Source organism: Bifidobacterium thermophilum (genome assembly GCF_002846655.1).
Taxonomy (GTDB): Bacteria; Actinomycetota; Actinomycetes; order Actinomycetales; family Bifidobacteriaceae; genus Bifidobacterium; species Bifidobacterium thermophilum.
Map to the genome: position 1 here is coordinate 62,969 of NZ_PCGX01000002.1, position 19,810 is coordinate 82,778.

The 19,810-nt window shown below is 61.8% G+C and carries 18 protein-coding genes; 16 read left to right on the forward strand and 2 right to left on the reverse strand.

From position 1 onward, the window contains the following. Positions 1-1,736: 1,736 nt before the first annotated feature. The 11 genes from CQR48_RS01305 to CQR48_RS01355 all read left to right on the forward strand — a co-directional run bounded on the left by CQR48_RS01305 (position 1,737) and on the right by CQR48_RS01355 (position 12,244). Positions 1,737-2,687: a CpaE/TadZ family protein gene (locus tag CQR48_RS01305; RefSeq protein ID WP_101451729.1), complete on the forward strand. Its 951-nt coding sequence runs from the start codon at positions 1,737-1,739 to the stop codon at positions 2,685-2,687. A gap of 336 nt (positions 2,688-3,023) precedes the next feature. After that, positions 3,024-4,073, forward strand: a complete 1,050-nt coding sequence (locus tag CQR48_RS01310; RefSeq protein WP_244898886.1) for a TadA family conjugal transfer-associated ATPase — start codon at positions 3,024-3,026, stop codon at positions 4,071-4,073. Continuing rightward, positions 4,073-4,786: a type II secretion system F family protein gene (locus tag CQR48_RS01315; protein ID WP_015449750.1), complete on the forward strand. Its 714-nt coding sequence runs from the start codon at positions 4,073-4,075 to the stop codon at positions 4,784-4,786. The genes CQR48_RS01310 and CQR48_RS01315 overlap by 1 nt, the downstream gene beginning before the upstream one ends. Before the next feature lie 115 nt (positions 4,787-4,901). Then, positions 4,902-5,378 carry a type II secretion system F family protein gene (locus tag CQR48_RS01320; RefSeq protein ID WP_160264798.1) on the forward strand — a complete coding sequence of 159 codons (477 nt, stop codon included), beginning with the start codon at positions 4,902-4,904 and terminating at the stop codon, positions 5,376-5,378. Positions 5,379-5,659: 281 nt separating this feature from the next. Further along, positions 5,660-5,953 carry a DUF4244 domain-containing protein gene (locus CQR48_RS01325; RefSeq protein WP_015449752.1) on the forward strand — a complete coding sequence of 98 codons (294 nt, stop codon included), beginning with the start codon at positions 5,660-5,662 and terminating at the stop codon, positions 5,951-5,953. 1 nt (position 5,954) lies between these two features. Then, positions 5,955-6,509 (forward strand): TadE/TadG family type IV pilus assembly protein, encoded by a 555-nt coding sequence (locus tag CQR48_RS01330; protein WP_101451731.1) that lies wholly within the window; start codon positions 5,955-5,957, stop codon positions 6,507-6,509. Beyond that, complete coding sequence (locus tag CQR48_RS01335) at positions 6,506-6,907, forward strand: Rv3654c family TadE-like protein (RefSeq protein ID WP_272867199.1); 402 nt, start codon at positions 6,506-6,508, stop codon at positions 6,905-6,907. The genes CQR48_RS01330 and CQR48_RS01335 overlap by 4 nt, the downstream gene beginning before the upstream one ends. A 121-nt stretch (positions 6,908-7,028) precedes the next feature. After that, on the forward strand, positions 7,029-9,953 hold the full coding sequence (dnaX, locus tag CQR48_RS01340; protein WP_101451733.1) for a DNA polymerase III subunit gamma/tau: 2,925 nt from the start codon (positions 7,029-7,031) through the stop codon (positions 9,951-9,953). A 107-nt stretch (positions 9,954-10,060) separates the two neighbouring features. Continuing rightward, a complete protein-coding gene (recR, locus tag CQR48_RS01345; protein WP_033506663.1) occupies positions 10,061-10,663 on the forward strand; it encodes a recombination mediator RecR in 603 nt (200 codons plus the stop codon). A 135-nt stretch (positions 10,664-10,798) separates the two neighbouring features. Further along, complete coding sequence (locus tag CQR48_RS01350) at positions 10,799-11,569, forward strand: aspartate kinase (RefSeq protein WP_015449757.1); 771 nt, start codon at positions 10,799-10,801, stop codon at positions 11,567-11,569. Positions 11,570-11,677: 108 nt separating this feature from the next. Beyond that, positions 11,678-12,244, forward strand: coding sequence for an ACT domain-containing protein (locus CQR48_RS01355; protein WP_026650708.1), 567 nt, complete (start codon positions 11,678-11,680; stop codon positions 12,242-12,244). Positions 12,245-12,896: 652 nt separating this feature from the next. Here CQR48_RS01355 and asd read toward each other — a convergent pair. Then, positions 12,897-13,991 (reverse strand): aspartate-semialdehyde dehydrogenase, encoded by a 1,095-nt coding sequence (gene asd / locus CQR48_RS01360; RefSeq protein ID WP_033494054.1) that lies wholly within the window; start codon positions 13,989-13,991, stop codon positions 12,897-12,899. A gap of 305 nt (positions 13,992-14,296) precedes the next feature. After that, entirely contained in the window at positions 14,297-15,310 is a 1,014-nt protein-coding gene (locus tag CQR48_RS01365; protein WP_101451734.1) for a ribose-phosphate diphosphokinase, read from the reverse strand. 263 nt (positions 15,311-15,573) lie between these two features. Between CQR48_RS01365 and rpsF the strand changes: the two genes are divergently transcribed. The 5 genes from rpsF to CQR48_RS01390 all read left to right on the forward strand — a co-directional run bounded on the left by rpsF (position 15,574) and on the right by CQR48_RS01390 (position 19,808). Continuing rightward, positions 15,574-15,867 carry a 30S ribosomal protein S6 gene (gene rpsF / locus CQR48_RS01370; protein ID WP_015449761.1) on the forward strand — a complete coding sequence of 98 codons (294 nt, stop codon included), beginning with the start codon at positions 15,574-15,576 and terminating at the stop codon, positions 15,865-15,867. Positions 15,868-15,973: 106 nt separating this feature from the next. Further along, the gene (locus CQR48_RS01375; RefSeq protein ID WP_015449762.1) at positions 15,974-16,618 is read left to right on the forward strand and encodes a single-stranded DNA-binding protein; all 645 of its coding nucleotides are present in this window, start codon (positions 15,974-15,976) and stop codon (positions 16,616-16,618) included. A gap of 53 nt (positions 16,619-16,671) precedes the next feature. Next, positions 16,672-16,920 (forward strand): 30S ribosomal protein S18, encoded by a 249-nt coding sequence (rpsR, locus tag CQR48_RS01380; RefSeq protein ID WP_015449763.1) that lies wholly within the window; start codon positions 16,672-16,674, stop codon positions 16,918-16,920. A gap of 16 nt (positions 16,921-16,936) precedes the next feature. Further along, positions 16,937-17,383, forward strand: a complete 447-nt coding sequence (gene rplI / locus CQR48_RS01385; protein ID WP_026650709.1) for a 50S ribosomal protein L9 — start codon at positions 16,937-16,939, stop codon at positions 17,381-17,383. Between the two features lie 937 nt (positions 17,384-18,320). Further along, on the forward strand, positions 18,321-19,808 hold the full coding sequence (locus CQR48_RS01390) for a polysaccharide deacetylase family protein (protein ID WP_180335085.1): 1,488 nt from the start codon (positions 18,321-18,323) through the stop codon (positions 19,806-19,808). Positions 19,809-19,810 lie beyond the last annotated feature (2 nt).

Here is a 19,810-nt window from a genome sequence, read left to right on the forward strand (position 1 = left end):
TGTGTTCATATCTGTCGGTCTGCGTATGTCATGGCATGCATGACTTGGAGGTTCCGGTGCGATTGAGCGTCGGTGCGTTTGGTTTCGGCACATGGTGTATGTCTTCACATACGTGAGATTGCCGATATCCCCGACCTGTCGGCAAAGAATCGAGTGACGGATAGCTCGGTGGTCGGCAGAGCATGCCGTCTCGCGCCTCGCTGATTGCTGTAGTGATCCGATGACGTCAATGGTGGAACAGAATGTGCGTTCTGGTACTGGTTTGTGCGGATATGGTTGGTTGGGAGAAGGGCTGCCGGACTGGTGCGACCGGCGTGTCTTTCGGTGCGCACATAATCGCACATGCGAACCGGTTCGATATGCACATGAATCCGCAAGATTGCCGCGTTTGGATGTGCCGTCGAACACTTGCGCAAATAAACGAACAATACCGCCGCAGATGCGATATCGGGTTGCGAGCTGCAAGAATCGGGGCATAATAACAAGTACAAGGAAAACTTAAGAGAGCAGAAGCCCACAGTAGTGTATAGCCACGAAAGGTTGTTACGTTGGACGGGCATTGGAAAGACTTACCGTTACAACGATGGTGTTGTGAAGAGATTCTGCTCATTAAGCCTTGTACGGAAGGCCCGCTTCGGCGGGCCTTCTCGTTTGTCCGAGGCCTTGTTCGATCGTATCCCCAAGCAATAGGCCAGTGTACGTTCAGTGTTTCGGTGGCTGGGCGGTGTGTGTGCCTGCTGCAGTCCTTTTCCCAAACTGGTTACGCTGGGGCGGTCGTTAGTGTAACTAGTTTGGGTGGTGGGATGGTCGGCCGGCACCGGTTTGCGTGTCTGGTGATTTGGTGGTGTCCGTTTGTCGCCGTCCCTTCTGCAAACTGGTTACGCTGGGAGGGTCGTTAGCGTAGCTAGTTTGGGTGGTTGGCCGGAATTGGGTGTGAGGGGTTGTCCTGTCAGGCGTGTCGCGGTTTTAAGTCCTCATGCCGTCACTTTCGAGCGCGGCCAGAGTGTGTGTCCGGAATCAGCGCGGACCTGTTGCGGCGCAAGGCATACGGGCGGTTCGAATGTGCCAGATTGGTGGAACGGGCACTCCGTGATGCCCCCAATGCCACGGCACCCCGACTGACCCACCACCGGATACACATTTTGTCCTATAACCCTCGGGAACGGTCTTGATACACCGCGATACCATGCGCTCGGAGCGGGTATCTGCGGTATCTGTAGTACTTGCCCGGTCGTATCTTGCGTATCTGTGTTCATCGGCGCCCGAGACCCGAAGTAGCGTCGTTGAAATTCCGCGGGTCGTACTCGCGGTATCGGACCTATTCGCACACAGATAACGCAGATGCAATCCGCGAGGTACTACAGCAAGGCGAGATGCACGTTGCCAGGCATCATCAAGTACCGCAAATACGCAAGATACCGATGTCAAACCACCAGTGCGGACCGCAGATGATTGCAAACGCTCCCGTCCGCAGCCTGACTCCGCCATCCGCCAACGCGTGAGAGCATCATCACTTGCGGTCCGTCCCGATTCGCGATACCAAGCGACCCTGAGACGCGCGAAACCATCGGCATCACGTGAGGGACAATCGCCCGCACGCCAGCCAGAAACCCAGCCACACCGCGGGAATCATCTTTCGACCACATTCCCGGTTCGAAGTGGCGCTCGAGCGCCCATACCGTGTTCGATTGGATGGTATGACATCACATACATCGCATATGACACATACAACACACATGAATACGCACCAATCTCAGCAGGTCGCCCGCCCTAACGCGGCGGTCAACGTCCCCTACCGGTCCGGGGCTGATTCGTTCGGCGTTCCATGCCCGTCGCCGGTGTATCGCGCGCCGAATGCGGCGATTGTACTGTCGGCGAGCGGCGGATTGGGCACGAGCACCTTCGCGGCGCTGCTCGCGCAAACACTGCACGGCCTATACGACGACAGGGACTTCGCCTTGGTAGACGCTGACTTGTCCGGCGGCGGACTGGATGTCCTGCTTGGTATGGAAAGCGAGCTTGGCGTCCTGCTCAATGCCGTCACGGCTCCGCTGGGCGAGGTGGACGGCGCTGCCTTGCGTCGCCGGCTTACCACGTGGGATGGCGTTGACGTGCTGTCCAGCCGCCCGTGGATTTGCCCGATGCCGCAGGATTGGGAGATCGCTGTGACGGTCTGCGCGCTGGCCGAGATGTATGACATGGTGGTTGTCGATGCGGGGCGTGCCGGGTATTCTCCCGGTGAGGCGATTCCGTTGCCGCTTAAAGGCTCCGCGATGATTCTGCTGGTTGAATTGTCCGTTCTTGGCACGGTCCGCGCGCAGGCGTGCATCGAGGCGTTGACCGGCCGGGGCAGTCGACGGTCGTCCGATCACCGCGCCGCGCTCGCCAATCGTACCGCTTCGGGAACGGTCACAGAGGACGATATCGCGCTGGTCGGGGTTCTGCCGCCGACCGCCCGTGCATCCGCCCGTGGTGTGATCGGCGTTGACGAGGCGGCGGAATACTTGGGCATCGACGTGCTGTGCAACATCCAGCCTGACACGCGGTTGTGCGCGGAGATACTTGAGGGGACCGGCTTGCTCAAGCCGAACCGGGCGAATGCGAAAGCATTGCGCACTGTGGCATCGTGGCTTGATGCTAGGCGGGCGGGGTCGGCGAGGCCGACGGGGAGTGGGGAGCGGCGATGACTGCGATGAATGCAACAGCGCCGCTAGCGTCAGAGTCAGTCTCGCCGTTTGTGTCAGTGCAAGCGCCAGTATCACCGCCAGTGCCAGTACCAACATCAGCCCCGCTGACAGCAACAACACCAACGGCCACACCAGAGGCCACCACACTGACTCCGCCGCCAGTAAGCGCGCCGGCTCAATTCGCCGCAACGAGGACATCGCATGAATCGTGATGATCCCCGGAACAACGCAAGCGCCAAAGTTGCAAGCCCGGCCAGCCCAGCCAGTCGAGCAAACTCAGCAAACCCAGCAAACCCGGAAATCCCCGCGCCCGCGGCGCCGCGCAGAGCATTGTCCATCGCGTTCGGCCCGTTGCAATGGCTGGCTCAGGACACCCAGATCACTGATATCGCGGTGACCTGCGACGGCGGGGTCTGGGCCGATCGCGGGGCGGGCATGCTTCCGTGTCGCATCGCCGTGCCGTTCCGCTCACCGCAGGTCGTTCGCGATTACGCCGTGCGGCTGTGCGCACAGATGGGTCGTCGTCTTGATGATGCTTGCCCGATTGCGGACGCGTCAACAGCTGACGGAATCCGCGTCCACGCGGTCATCGCGCCGATTGTGCCGCAAGGCGCCTCGATTTCGATTCGTCTGCCGGGAAGCCTGCCGCCAACATTGGAATCGTTGTGTGCCTCCGGCATGTTCCCGCCGGCATGGCTGGCCCTGCTGGACGGCTTGGTCCGCGGCCGTGCCACGATACTCATCACCGGCGGCACAGGCGCTGGGAAAACCACGCTGCTCAAGGCGTTGCTCGGTCGTTGCGAAATCGGCGAGCGTATCGTCAGCGTCGAGGAAGTCCGCGAGCTTGGCGAATTGGCGGCGGTTTCCGGCGGCAATCATGTGTCGCTGGTTGCACGGGAGGCGAATGTCGAGGGCGCTGGGGCGGTGGGCTTGCCCGAGCTGGTGAAGGCGACGTTACGGATGCGCCCCGACCGTGTGGTGTTGGGTGAATGCCGCGGCGAGGAGATCGCTGATTTGTTGCGTGCGTTCAACTCCGGGCATCGTGGTGGAGCCACGACCTTGCACGCCGATGGCGTGGAGCGTGTGCCTGCACGGTTGATATCGTTGGGGTTGCTGGCGGGGCTTGACGCTCGGGCTTTGGGTATGCTCGCACAGGACGCGTTTGATGCGGTAATCCATGTGGAGCGTACGTCGGTCGGGCGGCATATCGCGCAGGTGGGCACCCTTGCGGTGGTTCACGGCGCTTTGGTCGGGGTGCCGTTGTTGGCATGGGATGGTGTCGGCCGGCCGCTCGCGATTGAGGGGTGGCAGGATTTCGCGGTACGCTGGCTTGCGTCGGCGGCGACATCGTGGCAGGGCCATTCGCTGAAGGTGGTGGAAGCATAATGATTCTGTGGCCGTTGATCGCCGCAATCTGCTGTGCGGCGTTGCTGATGTTGCCGGTGTGGGATGGCGTGTCGTGCCGATGGCGGTTGCGCGATGCCGCTGATGGTCGGGCAGTGGAGCCGCCTGCCGCCGCGGGATTGGATGCGGCGCTGGCGATGTTGACTGCCGGGGTGCGTGCGGGAGGCACGTTGGAGGATTCGCTTTCCAGACTTTCCGGGCGGCAATCGGGGCAATCGAGCCAATTGCCAGGCCAGTCAGATCAGTCAGGTCAATCCAGCCGATTATCTGGCCTATCGGGGCACGCCGTGGACCGGTTTGCGGTGATTCGAGCGCTCGCTGCCCACGCTCGGGACGGCGAGTCGGCGTATCTTGAGCGGATTGCGGCGGAAGTGTGTGTCGTCGCGCAGCTGAGCGGTCGCTTGGGTTGCGAACTGGGGTCCTGCCTGGAAGCGGTAAGCGCTTCGTTCCGCCGCTCGGTGGGCCGTGACCAGCTGGTCGCCCAAGCGAGTGCGATGCCGAAGGCAACAGTGAAGCTGCTGCTCGTTTTGCCGTTCGGCACCTGGGGGTTCGGCGCCCTGCTTGGCGCGCATCCGTTGCAGACTCTGCTCGGTTCGCCTGTCGGTGTGGCGTGCCTGTGTCTGGGATTGTCCGGGTATGCGGCTGGTGCCGTGTGGGTGCGTTCCATGGTGCGTTCGGCTTTACAAGAAGCGTAACCGGGCTGCAGGGATGGAAGGGGAGCTGATGGGTGTGCAGGCTGCTGTGGCGTTTGCGGTGTTGGCCTCGTGTTGCGTGTCATTGTTGTTGATGCTGCGTAGGTCGGGACCGTGCATGATTGGCCGGATTGATGCGGCTCGCCGGCTTGCGGATGAGGGGCTACGCCCGAGCGATGCGCTTGTGGTGCAGATGCTTGCGGTCGCGTTGCGTAAGGGCGCATCGGTTCCATGCGCGTTGGACGCGGTGGGCGAGGTGACCGGAGGATTGACCGGGGACGCGCTGTGTACGGTCTCGCGACGGTTGTACCGGGGTACGTCGTGGGATGATGCGTGGCGGATCGGGGACGATGCCGGCATTTCGGTGTGTCGGCTGATTCGTGAGGGCTTGCGTGATTCGTGGGAGCATGGGTCTTCCCCGGTGCGCGGATTGGAATTGACGGTGCAACGCGCCGACCGTGACGCCCGCCATGCCATTGAGCAGGGGGCGGCGGGGTTGTCGGTGCGGATTCTATTGCCGATGGCGTTGTGTTTTCTGCCGGCGTTCGTTGTGATTGGCGTGGTGCCGACCGCGATGTCGCTGATAGGAGGCTGAGCGGGTCGTTTGTTGTTTCGATGGCGCGTTTCGCCTGGCGACTTGACGGAACCCGTCTGGAACCGACCGGAATGAGGGCGGAATCAGTGCGGATGACATGGACGGATGACATGGACAGGGATGTGGATAAGTCAATGTGGATAAGTCGATGTGGATAACAGTCGTCTTTCGACCACATTGCCCGTTCGAGCTTCCCTCGCGAGGTCCCGGTCGGGCACACTGGGGATACCGCCAAGGCAGGCGGTGCCCGGAGCCTCGGGCCATATCAGAAAGGAACAACCATGACCGGCATTCACCAACCCCTGATGCAAGGGAAAACAGGATTCATCACAGCCATGCGGAGCGCTCCGATAGCGGCGGCGCGCAAAGCCAAGGAACGTGCGTGCATGATTGACGCGAAAATCCGCCTGATGGCCGTCGAACCGCAGAAAGGTGCGGCGACCGCGGAATACGCGATGGTTCTCGTTGCTGCCTGCGGTTTCGCCGCCGTGCTGTTCGCGGTCATCAAATCGGATATTGTGAAGAATCTCGTGCTCGCTCTGATCAAGGGTGCTATGGAGTTGAAGAAGGGCTGAAATGGGATACGCATGTGAACGGCCCCGCATGAGGGAAGCCGGAAGCCACGGCGCCGTGCAGGGGATGAACGGCGCATCGGGCGCTCGCAGAAATGCCGATGGGGGATTCGGCGTGTCGGCGGCATGGCCCACTCGGTTGTCGGGGGAACAGTGGCCGGGGGAATCCGGTACCGTGCGAGGCCGTTCTCATGCCCCTGAACAACATGGGCAGCGGGGTGCCATCACCGCGGAATTCGCGATGGTGCTTCCCGTCGCGGCGGTGCTCATGGCGATGTTGCTCTCGCTGACGCATGTGGTGACCACGTCGATGGCGTGTCAGGACGCGGCATCTTCAGCTGTCCGCGAAGTGGTGGTCGCACGGGTGCCTGCGCACGGCGAACAGGCGCGGAACATCGCATCGACGGCTGTTGCCGCGGTCGCGGGGAAAGACGCTACGGCCACAATCTCGGAGGATGGGGGACTGGTCACTGTGCACACGCAGTGCCCGGTTGTGTCCGGGATGAGCAGCGTCTTGCCGGCATCGGTGCATGGGTCTGCGAGCGGAGCGTCCTCGTGACCGGTGTTCGCCGCCATACAACCTGTGAGCCCCATGGATCCCGCGAATCCTCTCCATCCCGCGAACAGGGGTCGGCGGTGGTGCTCATGGTGATGATCATATCCGTCGCATGCGTAGCGGCGCTTGCCGCCGCCGGCGTCGGCCATGCGAGAATCACCGGCAATCGTGTCAGATTGTGGGCTGATGATGCTGCGGTGTCCGCCGCAGTGGCGCTGAGTGAAGGCCATCGCGACCCATGCGCGGTGGCAGGGCGTGTCGTTCGCGCCGATGGGGCTGGTGTCACGGCTTGCACAGTCGATGGCGAGGACGTCACGGTGAGCGTGCGCTACGAATACCGGCAGGGTTTCGGCATGGTGATTATGAAAGCCTCTCGCGCCGGACCCGTGGCCTGTGGGTGAGGCGGTGTGGCGTGTTCTGCCGCAACGCTAGATTGGTGAAAGGGACACTGGTGGTCGCGGTGCGGTAGCCTGCGCCGCGTATGCTTGTAGGGCACGTTTGCGGCCTATGAAGGAGTTGGACATGGCGTTGGCATTGTATCGACGGTATCGTCCCGATACGTTCGACGGGGTCATCGGACAGGATCAGGTGACCGTACCGCTCAGCCGGGCGCTTGACCAGAACAGGCTCACCCATGCGTACCTGTTCTCCGGGCCGCGCGGATGTGGCAAAACCAGTTCCGCGCGTATTCTCGCGCGATGCGTCAACTGCGCGAAAGGCCCCACGTCTCATCCGTGCGGTGAATGCCCGAGCTGCAAGGATCTCGCCACAGGAGGACCGGGGTCCATCGACGTCGTGGAAATCGACGCCGCAAGCCACAACGGTGTCGATGATGCCCGCGAACTGCGTGAACGCGCAGGCTTCGCGCCCGCTCGCGACCGGTACAAGATCTTTATCCTCGACGAAGCGCATATGGTCACCCAGCAGGGGTTCAACGCGCTGCTCAAAATCGTTGAGGAACCGCCGGAACATGTCATGTTCATCTTCGCAACGACGGAACCGGACAAGGTGATCGGCACGATTCGCTCCCGCACCCACCATTACCCGTTCCGCTTGGTCCCGCCCGAAATCATGGGCCCGTACCTCGAGGGAATCTGCGAGAAAGAACAAATCAAGCCGGAGCCAGGCGTGCTCAAGCTCGCCATGCGCGCGGGCGGCGGCTCCGTACGTGACACCCTGTCGGTGCTCGACCAGCTGATGGTGGGTTCCGAGCATGGCGTCATTTCCCATGATTCGGCGGTTGCACTGCTCGGATTTACCCCGGATTCTCTGATCGGAGAGGCGATCGACGCGATTATCGACCGCAACGGTGAACAGCTGTATGGGGTCGTGCAGAAGGTTGTGGTCGGCGGATTCGAGCCACGACGTTTCGTGGAAGATTTGCTGGCGCGTGTGCGCGACCTTCTGGTGCTCACTTTGGGTGGAGACCGTGCCGAAAGTGTGCTCAGCGACGATGCGGCAGTCGAGGATATCGCCGATTTGCACCGGCAGGCGTCCGCCCTGGGATTGCGCTCGCTGACATCCATTGCCGACACGATTAACGACACGCTCGGCACGATGAGCGGTGCCACGTCGCCCCGTATGCGCCTGGAACTGCTGGTCGCCCGCCTGCTGGCAGGCCGTGAGGAAAGCGTATTCGGTCCGTCAGCCACGTCTTCGGCGAATATGACGGCCCAATCCGGTGCCCCGGTTCAGCAGCGCGCCGGCAATCCCCCGATGCACAGCGGTTTCATCGATTCGACCCGCAACAAGCGCAAGGGACAAGCCCAGACTGCCGTGTCAGGCAACACTGCCGCGCAACCGTCAAGCAATGCAGACGCTCAGGCGGCGGCACGCCAGCAGATCCCTGCCGCGCCATTGCCGGACCATGCTGTGACAGGCGTGCGGACGACGGAAACACAGACATCCGGTACATCCGGTACGCAAGCCGACGGCGTGCAGGCGTCTGCTGCACCCGCCACACAGCAGGCCGGTGCACCCACAATGCCGCCGACCGCTGGAAGCAATCAGGTCCCGCACACTGACGGCGCGGCCGCACCCGCCATGCCTGAGCCGCAGGATGCCCGCAGTGTCGAGGAACGTTGGCAGGCCGTTCTGACCAAGTTGCCGTCGGATATCCGCGAATACGTTGACCAACAGCGGGTGCCGTCCGTCCGGCTCATCGCCGGTCCCGCCGGGAAATCCAAGCTCCTCATGACTTTCGCGAAGCCCATCGACCAGCACGCCTTCGCGCTTGCGGTGTCGTCAGATGAAGCGTATGACGGCAAGAAAGCGGCTGTCGTGGTGCAGGATATCGTCAAGGAAATCTTCGGCGATGGCGCGCGCATTTCACCTACGCCGACCGCAGCGAACGGGGAAACTGTCGAATCCATCAGACGCATGTTGCCCGAGCAGGTCAGCCAGGTCAAACGTGAAATTGCGCTCGCGAAAGCGAAACAAAGCGCAGCCACTCTTACCGCGGTGACTGTCGGCATCCATACCGGTCCGACTGGCAAGGAGGCGAAGACTCCGGGGCAGTCCGGCGATGACACGCAGGACGCCGACGACCCCAGCCACCGAGGACGGGGAAGCGCCCAAGCGGCGGCGGTCGCAGCGCCGACGGCTATGATGACTCCGCCCGCGATGACGTCCGTCGCGCCCGCCCCCTCCATGATTCTGGCGGGTTCTGGGCCAATCGCGTCCGTAGATGCGACATTTGCCGAGGATGACCCGTGGCTGCAGCCTTTGCCGGGGCACAAGCCGACAGGAGACAATGGTTCGGTGCCGTCTGCGGGTGGCAAATCCCCGTCAAACCTGGTCGACCAGAGCAGCAGGGTCGGCCAGAGCGCCGCGCAGCCGCATCACGGCAAGCATGTGGCAGTGCCGGACATCAGCGATGGCATCGATCCGTGGGCGACACCTGCCACGACTGCGACACCTGCCACTTCAACCGCTCCAGCCGCGCCGAACGCGTCGAACGTATCCGCAACGCATACCGGACATGCTGCGCCGACAGTACGACTTGCCGCAGGTAACCCGGCATCGCCGTCCGCCGTACAATCAGGCTCGGCAACCCGGAGCAATCCCCGGACCCTGGTGCGCCAGGGCGAAGGCGATGTATGGGGTTCCATGCCGGCAGCAGGAGCACAGACCGCGGAGCCGCAGGACTATCCGGAACCGGTGGAGCTGCAGGACGACCCCTGGGCCCAGCAGCCGGGCGACCTCGGCGCACACAACCCGCAGCCGTACTCCGGTGCGTCGGGCGGCCCGCAAGTTCCCCCGGAGGAAGACGAGTACTCGCTTAACGACGAATCACTTGGAACCGCCACGGCACTCAGCGTCGAAGAGCTCAAAGAACTCTTCGAAGTGAAAACGGTCGAGCAATTCGCCCCCGACGACCCGAAGAATCCGAAGAACCTTCAGCCGCCGAACCGTCACAACGACATGGATGCTTCGTCCCAGAAATAACAGGCGGATAGCATGCAGAACCCCGCAATCGCCTGACCGGCGTATATCGCCGGGGTTCGGCGGGGCACCCGCTCAATCGGCAGATTTATCGTAAAAGGAGCCCAACAATGGCATTGGCATATGACGGTGCGATCCAACGTCTGATCGACGCATTCGCCAAACTTCCCGGCATCGGCCCCAAAGGCGCGCAACGCATCGCTTTTTATCTGCTGTCCGCCAACGACGACGAGGTACGCAACCTGGTCGAGGCGATCACTGACGTCAAAGAAAAAGTGCGATTCTGCGACGTGTGCGGCAACGTGTGCGAGACCAGCCCCTGCCCGATCTGCTCCGACCCAAGGCGCGACCAATCCATGATTTGCGTGGTCGAAGAGCCCAAGGACGTGATGAGCATCGAACGCACCCGCGAATACCACGGCCTGTACCACGTGCTCGGCGGCGCCATCAACCCGATGGCCAACGTCGGCCCGGCGGACCTCAACATCCCCAAACTGCTCGAACGCCTGCAAAACCCGGACATCAAGGAGATTATCCTCGCCCTCGACCCGAATATCGAAGGGGAGGCGACCACCAGCTACCTCAGCCGTCTGCTGTCGCCGCTCGGCATCAAAGTCACCCGGCTCGCCAGCGGCTTGCCCGTCGGCAGCGACCTCGAATACGCGGACGAAATCACCCTCGGCCGGGCACTCGCCGGCAGACGCGAGGCATAACGCGTAAAAACCTTGCCATCATGCCGTTCCGCATGCTGGTCACCGGGTATCCTGCCGGATTGCGTGACTCGTATAATCGTCTCACTTGCGTACAATACGAGCGCAGGACATTCCTTTAGAGAAGATAGGACAATCGTGGCTCTTATCGTGCAGAAGTACGGCGGCTCCTCGGTCGCCGATACTGACTCGATCAAGCGTGTTGCCAAGCGCATCATCGAAACGAAAAACGCTGGCAACGACGTCGCTGTAGTGGTTTCGGCTATGGGAGACACCACCGATGACCTCATCGACCAGGCGATGAGCATCGATTCGACCCCGCCGGCCCGTGAAATGGACATGCTCATGACCGCAGGCGAGCGTATCTCTATGAGCCTGCTGTCCATGGCGATTCACTCCGCCGGTTCGCATGCGTACTCGTTCACCGGGTCCCAGGCCGGTTTCATGACGGACGCGCGGTTCGGTGCGGCGCATATTCGCGCCGTCAAGCCTGACCGTGTCCGCCATGCGCTTGAGAAGGGAAGCGTTGCCATCGTCGCAGGCTTCCAGGGCATCAATGAGGACGGCGACGCCACCACGCTCGGCCGCGGCGGTTCCGACACATCTGCTGTCGCCTTGGCTGTTGCGCTTGGTGCTGACGTGTGCGAGATTTACACCGACGTTGACGGCGTGTTCACCGCCGACCCGCGTATCGTCCCGACCGCCCGCCGCATCCCGGTCATCGATTACGAATCCATGCTTGAAATGTCATCCTGCGGTTCCAAGGTGCTCGCCCTGCGTTGCGTCGAATACGCGCAGCGCTTCGGCATGCCGCTGCATGTGCGCAGCTCCTTCTCCCACCGCAACGGCACGCTGATTCTGCCCGAGGGCGTCAGTCCCGCATCGGTGCCGAACCTTACGCGCAAATAGCATCCGGAGGATTCCGGGGCGCCTGTGCAAGGCGCACGACACACGACATATCCATACCAACACAACTGTCCGCAACACAACCGCAAGTTGCACTGATTCGAGGAAACAATGAACGAGAACGATAACAAATCCATGGGCGACCTGTTCCCCGACCTCGGTCCCGAGACCCCGGTCATCTCCGGTGTCGCGCACGACCGCAGCGAGGCGCTGGTCACCGTGCGCCGCGTGCCGAACGAGCCCGGCATGGCCGCGAAGGTGTTCACCAAGCTCGCTGAAGTCGGCGTGAACGTGGACATGATCGTGCAGGCCAGCGCCTCCACCGGCACCGCCGATATCTCCTTCACCGTCCCGGAAACCGCCGTCAAGCAGGTGCAGGATTTGCTGCAGAACAAGCATGACGAGCTCGGCTACCAGTCCTTCGACGTCAACAAGAGCGTCGGCAAGGTCGCTGTGGTCGGCGTGGGTATGAAGACGCACGCTGGTTTGGCCGCAAAGTTCTTCAATGCGCTGAGCGACGCGGGCATCAACGTGCTGATGATTTCCACGTCCGAAATCCGCATCGCGGCTTTGGTCCCGCTCGACCAGCTCGATGATGCGGTGCGTGCGCTACACACCGCCTACGGCCTCGACGCCGATCAGGTGGAGGCCGTGGTCTACGGCGGCACCGGTCGCTGAATCGCCGGGCTGTGAGCTGCTGAGCCGCAAACTCGGTGATGCTCCTGCCTCGGGGCGGCAGGGTGTAGATGGGGCGAAGGCCCGTTGTCGGTTGTATGCCGGCGGCGGGCCTTTCCTGTTGTGGTTTGGGATTGTGTGTCGTTGGGGGTGGATGTTGAGGATTGTCTGGTGTGTCTGACGCGTCGGGTGTGTTCTGCCCGTCGTGTATGTCACGGCATGCGTGATTTAGACGGAACGGGCTGTTGGGTGGTGGACGTTGCCGTATGTGTCGCGTCGTGTATGTCTTGGCATGCGTGACCGGGTGGTTTGACGTACCAATGCGGCGGACGTTGCCGCATTTGGCATATGACGTATGTCACGGCATACACGATTCAAACGCACGGGTCGCTGGGTGGCAGAATGTTGGCGTATGCGTTGCGTTGTGTATGTCTCGGCATGCGCAACTGATCGAATGGACAAGCTGTAGCAACAACAAACGGCGGTATCCGCCCGCCCGCGTATGCCGTGACATACGTGAGAAGACGAATACCGCCGTTACCGCTGTCAGCAATCGTCGCTACTGAATCTTCATTATTGTCGGCAACCGTCATCGCAGCTGGACTGCAACAGCCGACAGACGTCCACCTGCTCTCAACGCTCGCCGACGCTGGTCTTACTTCGCTTCGATATAGCCGAGCGCGTGCAGCATCTCAGCGCATTCAAGCGCGCCGCCGGCCGCACCGCGCAGTGTGTTGTGCGCGAGTCCGACGAACTTCCAATCGAAAATCGAATCCGGGCGCAAGCGGCCGATGGAGATACCCATGCCGCCCTCGTAATCGACATCCAGCTTCACCTGCGGACGGTCGTCCTCGGTGAGGTACTGGATGAACTGCTTCGGCGCGTGCGGCAGGCCGAGTTTGGCGGCTTCGCTCGTGTAGTTCACGAGACGGTCGACGAGCTCCTCCTTGGACGGGTCCTTGCCGAAGTTGATGAACACGGTGGACGTGTGACCGTTGAGCACAGGCACGCGGATGCACTGCGAGGTGATGCGCAGCGGGCCTTCGAACGGCACAATCTGGCCGGTCGCGTCATCGACGTGGCCGAAGACCTTGAGCGGCTCCTTCTCGGATTTCGCTTCTTCGCCCGCGATGTACGGGATAATGTTGCCGACCATTTCCGGCCAGTCCTTGAAGGTCTTGCCGGCGCCGGAAATCGCCTGATACGTGCTGACGATGACCTCGTGCGGCTCGAATTCCTTCCATGCGGCGAGAGCCGGCGTATACGCTTGGATTGAGCAGTTCGGCTTGACGGCGATGAAGCCGCGCGTGGTGCCCAGACGCTTGCGCTGGTACTTGATCACGTCGAAATGCTGCGGATTGATTTCCGGCACGACCATCGGCACGTCCGGCGTCCAGCGGTGCGCGCTGTTATTGGACACCACCGGGGTTTCGGTCTTCGCGTACTGTTCCTCGATTGCGCGAATCTCGTCCTTCGGCATGTTGACTGCGGAGAACAGGAAATCCACATCCGCGGAGACGCCTTCGACATCCGCCACATCCTTGACAACCATGGACTTGACGAACTGCGGCATCGGGGTTTCCATCTTCCAACGCCCGCCGACAGCCTCTTCGTAGGTCTTGCCGGCGCTGTGCGCCGATGCAGCGAGCGTGACCAGCTCGAACCACGGGTGGTTTTCGAGCAGGGTGACGAAGCGTTGCCCGACCATGCCGGTTGCGCCGAGAATGCCGACCTTGATTTTCTGTGACATTATGGCCTTTCGATTGCAAGGGTAACTGCGCAGTACAATGCCCGAACCTTCGGTCGTGTACGTGTGCGAGCCATGCTAGCAGAACGCATACTCAGCAAGTGTCCGGTTTTCATATCGTGGTCGGTCGGTTTCGGCCCAGCAGTAAGGCTTTGCGCAGTTCGTACCATCGCGTCGTTGCGGTGGCACGAACCGGTTGCCGCAGGTATCAGCTCGCAGGCATCCGTTTACAAGTGTCCGTTCATGCGTGTCTGTCCACGCAGGATAGACACGCGTGAACGCATCGCACGGATTCGTTCACGCGTAAATCACGCATAGATATTGCGTGGACGCATGTCGTCAGGCAGACCGTTGAGCAGTGTGGTCACCGACCTGGACTCGAACACGGAACGGATGCCGGCGGCCAGCAGTGGCGCGACCGACAGGACGGTCATATTGGGCAGGCGCTTGCTCTGGGGCACGGGGACGGTATCCATAAGCACGATTTCGCGCGCCCCGCAGTCCTTGAGTCGGTCGATGGCGGGGCCGGACAGCAGACCATGCGTGGCAACCAGCGTGACGCTCTTCGCACCGGCGTCGCGCAACGTCCGCACAGCTTCGCAAATCGTGCCGGCGGTGTCGATCATGTCATCGACGACGATGCAATCGTGCCCCTCGACCTCGCCGATGATGCCGTGCGCGACCGCGTGGTTCGGGCGCGTAGTGTCGCGGGTCTTGTGGATGAACGCGAGTGGTAGGCCGCCGAGCTTCGCGGCCCACTGTTCGGAGACCTTGATACGCCCGGCGTCGGGGGAGACGACGGTCGCGTTCTCCATCGGCATGGAGCTGCGCACATAGTCAAGCAGCACCGGCATGGCGGTGAGGTGATCGACCGGACCGTTGAAGAAGCCCTGCTCTTGGGAAGCGTGCAGGTCCACGGTCATGATGCGGTCGGCGCCCGCCGTGCGGAACAGGTCGAACATCAGGCGCGCGGTGATGGGCTCGCGGCCTTGGTGCTTCTTGTCTTGACGCGAATAGCCCATGAACGGCGCGACCACGGTGATGGAGCGTGCGGAGGCGCGTTTGAGCGCGTCGACCATGATGAGTTGCTCCATCAGCCACTTGTTAATCGGGTCGGTATGCGATTGGATAACGAATACATCGGCGCCGCGAACCGGTTCGGTGAACCGTACGTACATCTCGCCGTTCGCGAAATCATATGCGGTGGTCTCCAGCAGATGCGTGCCCAGGTATTCGGCGGTTTCCTGAGCGAGCTGCGGGTAGGCGCGTCCCGTGACCACTGCTAATCGCTTGTCCGGTTTGCCTTCGAGAATTGCCGACATCTTGCGCCTTCCCGACCCTTTGGTCGATTGATGGGATTGAAACATCACCTAATATAACAAGGCAGGGGCATAAGACGGTACGGGTGGAGGCGGGATGTGCGTCAAATCCGGGGGAACGCGACAAATCAGGCGTGCCGCGCGACGCATGTCGAAAGTCAGGCATCGGGAGTATGCTGGCATGGTTGTCCGCAGCACCTGCGGGCAGTCGCATACACACTCCTGCCGTGGAAGGTCCACGGCCTTTAGTCCGAAGGAGGTGGGTGATGTCTGCGCATAAGTACGAACTGATGTTCATTGCCGATCCTGAGCTGGATGAGCGCGGTCTGAAGAAGCTGACCGAGCAGTATCTGGAGATCGTCACCAAGGAGGGCGGTTCTGTCGACGGCACCGATTACTGGGGTCGCCGCAAGCTCGCCTATGAGATCCAGGGCAACACCGAGGGCAACTACGTTGTCGTCAACTACACCGCTGAGCCGGCTACGAGTGACGAGCTCGACCGTCTGCTTAACCTCAGCGAGTCCGTTATCCGCACGAAGATTCTTCGCAAGGACAAGTAAGTCGTTCAGCACTGCTGAAGCAAGGCTCAACGAGCCGTCCGATTCACAAGTCCGGTCACATCCGATTCGCAACAGACGAGTCCGCAACAGGTAAGAAGGTAGCGTCATGGCAGGCGAGACAACAATCACCATCATCGGTAATCTCACCGGCGACCCTGAGCTGCGCACCATTGGCAGCGGGGCGACGGTCGCAAGTTTCACCATTGCATCCACACCGCGCTCCTACAACCGCAACAGCGGTCAGTGGGAAGACGGACAGGCGCTGTTCATGCGTTGCTCTGCGTGGCGTGATTTGGCGAACCATGTCGCCCAATCCTTGACCAAGGGCATGCGCGTCATTGCGCAAGGCCGTCTGCAGCAACGTTCTTATCAGGCGCAGGACGGGTCAAACCGTACTGTCGTCGAAATGCAGGTCGATGAGATCGGTCCATCCCTGCGATACGCCACCGCGCAGGTGACCCGTCAGAGCTCCGGCTCCGGGTTCGCTGGCGGCAATCGTGGCGGATTCGCAGGAAACTCGGGGAACGCCGGTAATGGCGGGTTCGCTGGCAACGGTGGCTACCAGGGTGGCGCAGGCTACTCGGGCGGCTACACCGGCGGCGCTTCCGTCGCTCCGGCTGCCCAACAGGCACCCGCCGCTCCGGCAGCGGATCCGTGGGGCACGTCGAGCTCCAGCCAGTCGGGGTCCAGCTTCGGATCGTTCGGATCCAGCGACGATTTCGGCGGCGATTCGGAAGAACCCGAGTTCTGACGCCGGACTTTGCTTCCAGCAGTAAATCAAGTTTGCACTAAGGAGAACATCAGATGTCACGCAAGAGGCCGCAACCGCCGGTCAAGCCGTTCAAGAAGAAGCCGAATCCACTCAAGGCCGCCAAGATCACCGAGATCGATTACAAGGACGTCGCGCTGCTGCGCAAGTTCGTGTCCGATCGCGGCAAGATCCGTTCCCGCCGTATCACCGGCGTGACTGTCCAGGAACAGCGCGAGATCGCGAAGGCCGTGAAGAACGCCCGCGAGATGGCTCTGCTGCCGTACGCCACCACCGGTCGCTGAACAGGAGGATATCGACATGGCTGAAACCAAGATCATTCTCACCCAGACCGTGGCCAACCTGGGCCACGCCGGTGACGTTGTCGAGGTGCGTCCGGGTTACGCCCGCAACTACCTCTTCCCGCAGGGTCTCGCGTTCAAGTGGACCAAGGGTGCTGCCGCTCAGATTGAAGCGATGAAGCGCGCACGCCAGGCCAAGGCCCTCGCCACCCGCGAGGATGCCGTCGCTGCCAAGGCCGCCATCGAGGGCACGGTCGTCGAGATCGCCGCCAAGGTGTCCGAGTCCGGCAAGCTCTTCGGCGCTGTGTCCGCTGACGCGATTGCCTCCGCCCTTGCTGACAAGGCTCCGATCAGCCCGAAGTCCATCAAGGTCGAGACCATCAAGACCACCGGCGAATTCCCCGCCACCGTGGCCCTGCACCCGGAGATCTCCGCTTCCTTCACCGTCAAGGTCGTCGCGGAGTAACCGATTCCAGACTCCGGCCATGCCGCCGATTTCGGCTCATGACATGGTCATAACAGTCTGAGCTTAAGCATGCGAAAGCCCCCGAATCCGGGGGCTTTTGTGTTGTTGCGTGGCGAAGGTCGCTGGGCTGTGTTGGCGGAAGACCGTGGTGCCGGGGCCGTGGGCGGTCGGTGCGGTGTCCTGATTCGGTTTTCGGGGTGTGATGTCGGATTTGGTGCGGGTCGGCGGGTTGTGGTGTGCGTGGGTTGTGGGTGAGATTGTTGGTGTTCTGCGGTTTTCGGTGTGCTGCCGGTCGTGGTGATGGGGCGAGGGCGGCCATGGCCGGGCCTGATTCTGTTTTCGGGTTTCGATCTTGGATTTGGCCCCGTGATGGTGGTTGCTGTGGTGTGGGTTGTGGGTGTGTGGCTTGGGTTTTGGCGGTATTCCGCGGGTTTGAGCATATGACTGGTTTGGGTGTGGGGTTGTGGGTGGTTGGGTCGGTGGCTCGAATCGGTTTTCGGGGTGCGATGTCGGATTTGGTGCGGGCCGGCGGGGTGTGGTGTGCGTGGGTTGTGGGTGAGATTGTTGGTGTTCTGCGGTTTTCGGTGTGCTGTCGGTCGTGGTGATGGGGTGGGGTCGGCCACGACCGGGCTTGATTCTGTTTTCAGGTTGCAATTTTGGATTTAGGCCTGCGGACCTCCGTCAATCATCAATCTGGCATCCTTGCAGCAATCATCAGAGTATGGGATAATCGTAAGGTCTGCACGAACCGTCGCGGCATCGCGGATTTACTTGACACAGCGCGCTTACTTGAAAAGTGCGTCTACTTGGCACAGCGCAGTGTGCTGCGCTGTGCGGAACGGATATGGTGTATCGAGCGTGAGGCGTGCGTGGCCGTATGAAGGGGATGCGTCGCGGCGGTGGCGATTCCGGAAGGGACATGGGAAAGGAACATGGCATGATGACAGACCGTGACGACCTGCCGACGCGCAGTTGCGTACCAGCCGGTCACGTGCAATCGAAATTCCAGCCCCGGTCCCAGTCACAACCCCAACCGGCGCAATCGCCCATACTTCGCTCTCAATCCCATTCCACGTCCCGAACGCTCGCCCGGCGCGTGGTCGCGGCGCTCATCATCATGATGTTCGCCGGCAGCTCCGTTCTGTTGGGATGCTTGGCCGCGTACGCGTGGTATCGCCGCGCACTGGCGGACTGCGTGGAATGGGGAAACACCTATCGGTTGATGGACGAGCATGTCGCGGCATTGTCTGAGCAAGCAACCGGCATCTCCGTTCAAGCCTCCCGTAGCGGGGTTGTGGACCGTGGTGCTGTGCGCAGACTCGACGGCACCGTGGCGCAGGCGGCGCAGCAACGTCGTCGAGCCGGCATATTAGTACAATCCGCCGTCGATGTTCCGTCGGCCTGCCGGGCGAAGCAGTCGCCGCTCATACTCCGAACGCGCGTCAACGCTTATCGTGACGCCGCGTTGACACTCAAGCCGTGGGTGGAAAAGTTGCACAGGGCACAGCGTCCGGTTGCGGCGCGCGTGCTGGCACACGACCGGCAAGCAGTAGATGAGGCCGCCGCCAGAATCCGCGCAGCATTGCCGGGCGTGCGTGAACTGGCCCGGGAAACCACCGGATTGCGAGATACCCACGCCGGTTACGCCTTACGCGTTGCCATTGACGACGCCCAGTCGGCATTGGATGGGGTGAATACGTCATATGGGACGCTGATAGATGTTGAACGGCGGATGTTTGCGGCGGCGGATGCGGCGGTCCGTGCCCGGAATGCCGAACGAGGCATCGACTGCGGCCGTACGGCTTGTGTCGCACTGACATTCGACGACGGCCCGCGAGCCGAAACGAGCCGTCGTGTCGTGCGAACGCTGCGGGACAAGGGCGACCGGGCGACGTTTTTCGCGATTGGCGGGGCAATCAACGATGCCACAATCCCGGTTCTGCGTGATGACACGCGCTACGGCATGCCGGTGGGAAGCCATACCATGTCGCATACGGATCTGCCGGCGATTATGCAGGCGGGAACCGAACGTCAGGAATTCGATGACGCTTCCGCGCGCATCAGCGAAGCGACGGGCCGCCCGGTCAATCTGCTCCGTCCGCCGCACGGCGCCGCGGACGAGGCGAGCCGGCGGTACCTGGCAGATCATCTTGGTGTGGGCATCGCGTTGTATGACGTCGATTCCTACGATTGGGCGGCAGGCGCATCCGCACGGTCTGTCCAGTGGAAGGTCACCGCGCAGGCGAGGCCGGGCTCGATCATCCTCATGCATGACATCCACGAACATACTGCGGCTGCGCTGCCGCATATCCTAGACGCCTTGCATGCCAAAGGCTATCGGATGGTGACCATCGACGAACTGACCGGGCAGTACCCGCGCCCGGGATACGTGTATTATTCGCGTGACAATATCATCCCCTGGTAGCC